4 protein-coding genes are annotated in these 2,802 nt (G+C 30.1%); 1 reads left to right on the top strand and 3 read right to left on the bottom strand.

Features of this window, described 5'->3' with window-relative positions:
* The 3 genes from ACF1AK_RS36185 to ACF1AK_RS36195 form a co-directional block, all read right to left on the bottom strand.
* Window positions 1-289, bottom strand: a 289-nt coding sequence (locus ACF1AK_RS36185) for a response regulator (protein WP_391503068.1), incomplete at its 3' end; no start/stop codon positions are given.
* Window positions 290-294: 5 nt separating this feature from the next.
* The gene (locus ACF1AK_RS36190) at window positions 295-1,650 is read right to left on the bottom strand and encodes a HAMP domain-containing sensor histidine kinase (RefSeq protein ID WP_351072132.1); all 1,356 of its coding nucleotides are present in this window, start codon (window positions 1,648-1,650) and stop codon (window positions 295-297) included.
* 26 nt (window positions 1,651-1,676) lie between these two features.
* Window positions 1,677-2,102: a hypothetical protein gene (locus ACF1AK_RS36195; protein ID WP_351072130.1), complete on the bottom strand. Its 426-nt coding sequence runs from the start codon at window positions 2,100-2,102 to the stop codon at window positions 1,677-1,679.
* Between the two features lie 210 nt (window positions 2,103-2,312).
* Here ACF1AK_RS36195 and ACF1AK_RS36200 point away from each other — a divergent pair, with 210 nt between their 5' ends.
* Window positions 2,313-2,660, top strand: coding sequence for a helix-turn-helix transcriptional regulator (locus tag ACF1AK_RS36200; RefSeq protein ID WP_360451390.1), 348 nt, complete (start codon window positions 2,313-2,315; stop codon window positions 2,658-2,660).
* Window positions 2,661-2,802 lie beyond the last annotated feature (142 nt).

Here is a 2,802-nt window from a genome sequence, read left to right on the forward strand (position 1 = left end):
GAAAATTTATAGCACCATTATCAAATGCCTTTAAAATAACAGTTGGATCATCCCAAGAAGTTAACATGATAACTTTATCAATTCCTTTTTCTTTCAAATGCTTAACTACCTCTAAACCACTTAGCTCTTCTTCTTCAGATAAAGAAATATCTAAAAGAGCCACATCTATATTAGAATAATCTATGTTTAAAGCTTCTTCTTTCGAGTATGCTTTTTTATTAACTGTTAAGTCTTCTTCTGCCTCAATATAACTTGTTAAGCCCTTCATCCAAACCGGATCATCTTCCACTAACATTAATTGTATTTTATCCATAGTGATTCCTCTGATAATTTATTTTTCGAGTTTTTCTTCGAATGAATTTTTACAACTCTCTTCTTAGGTAGTAATAATCTAATAGTTGTTCCTAAATTCAGTTGGCTTTCTATTGCTATATCTCCCCCATGTTTAGACAGGACGTTATAACAGTAAGTTAGACCAAGACCAAAGTTTCCTACCTCTTTTTTTGTACTGTAAAAAGGTTCAATTATTTTAGAAAGATTTTCTTTATCAATTCCTTTACCATCATCCGAAAACTCAATATATAGGTTTTTTTTATATTGATAAACGTTTATTAACAATGTTCCAGATCTATTCATTGCCTCAATTGCGTTCTTTATTATGTTTAAACATGTTTCTTCCAGATGAATAAAATCACCATAAATTTCAACATCAGCTTCTATATTTAGTATCACTTCTACGCAAAAAAGGTGAGGTTTCATTAAGTCTAAAGTTGAGTGAATTAGTTCACTTATTTGAAACTTAGATTGTTTAAGCTCCATTATGTCTAACTTCCCTTGAATTCGGCTAGTTAACTCCAACATGTGATTGGTGGACTTTAAAATTAGGTCGACGTTTTCTTTGGCATCTAGAGACACATTTTCTTTTAATTCATTCGTTAATAAATCTATCTTACCTATTTCATTTTTAATTGTATGATTTAATAAAGTAGTGCCTGAAGTTATAGCTTGCATAGTAGAACTTAGCCTTTGCTTTTCAAATTTAATTTTCACCCCTAAAAAACCGTACCTGCTGCCAAAATAAATAAAGAATAAAAATTCAGTAATCATTATCAAAGGATTTAGCTGCCATCCTCCCCTAATACCAAATGCTTGTAAAATTACATTAGTGAATAATACAAAAACAAATAAAGGAATAACAATAATACATGTAATGACTTTATGATTTTTAATGGTTTTTCTTTTCTCCCGAAAGGCAGAGCAAGCTAATAGAACACATGTGATTAAAATATAAGGAATAATCCAAATAGCTATAAGTTGAAAGTTTGTTTCTAATACCGGATAAATTGAAAAAGAAAATAATGGTGTATATGCGAGTATTGCTGGTACAGCTAAAATAATCTTCCATACTGCTTTCATTTTCTTACTTTTAATCGTATCCGAATATAACAATCCGAATATCAAAATGACATAAGGCGTCCAGAAGTGACCGATAGATGTTGCAATACTATCCAATATGATTAACCATTCTGGACGATCAACTCCTCTCCCTAGAACTATCCCTAACCCTCCAAACCCCTCACAAAACCCTATATAACTCCCCCATCTCGTCTTTTCCTGTTTTATACCGACAAGCAATAAGATGAAAGCCATGAGCCAGGATAATAAAACAAAGGATATCATCTACTTACACCGCTTATCTGATTTCTAACAAGTATATATTTAGTGATAATATTTTTGCTTTCGGTAGGGAATCTACTTTTAGAGTGCTTTTCTCCAGCTATAACAGGAGCATTGGAGTCTTTGAGAGTGTTTGGTAAGGAAACCCATTCTTTAATGTGTATCCACTGTTTTAAGGCTTCTAAATGCCTAGTAGTGTTAAGTGGGTTAGTATTTATAAGATTCTTTACAGAATTTAAATAGGAGTTTGTGGGAGTCTTTTTTTTGTCATAAGAAAGTGGAAGGTTAAGCATACGTAGTCCTAAAACTAATATTCGATCATAATAAATATCATCAGTTAACCTGGTGTAAATATTTACTTTTTTGTTGGTGGTTATAATTCTATTTGCTTTTATAGCCGTATAACTTTTTGTGTTTGAAAACATGGTGTCTCCTCCTTTGTGAAATTACTGAATAACAGTCCTATATCAACTCGATTATAGGAGTAATTACCCGTGTATATTATACCACCCGAAATAAGAATATCCATTCCTTTTTTAAGTCATTATGAGTATATTGAGTTCATATATTCAAAAAAAATGTAGATCTTATCAGCATTAAGATAAAATATTCTATAAAAATTATATACTAGTTTTATGAAAACATTAGGCGACCGTTTAAGAGAATTAAGAAAAGGTAGACGTTTAACTCAAACAGAACTTGCTAGCCAGCTTCATTTAACAAGGCATCAAATTAGCACATATGAGAATGATCAAGTACTGCCTAGTTTAGAAGTAATAATAAACTACTGTAAGTTTTTTAATGCTAGAGTTGATTTCTTATTAGATATAGATAAAGATTTTGAACATGCTGATTTAGAGCAGCATGTTATTAACCAGATAATAAAATCGTCTAATAGGTTATCTTCAAGTCAAAGGAAGAACTTTTTAAATCAGGTAAGGTTATACGCAATTTTTTTGGAAAGACATAAAGAAAATTTGTAACAAGTATGATAAATATTTAAATTTATTTGTAAACACATAAGTTTAAGAAAACAATAATATATAAAGAATCAATAATAATAAAAAAAATCCAAGTAATAATAAAAAAACAAATAAATATAAGGAAAATCAACAAAAAGGCTGG

The organism is Kitasatospora sp. NPDC015120 (genome assembly GCF_043080305.1).
Taxonomy (GTDB): domain Bacteria; phylum Actinomycetota; class Actinomycetes; order Streptomycetales; family Streptomycetaceae; genus Kitasatospora.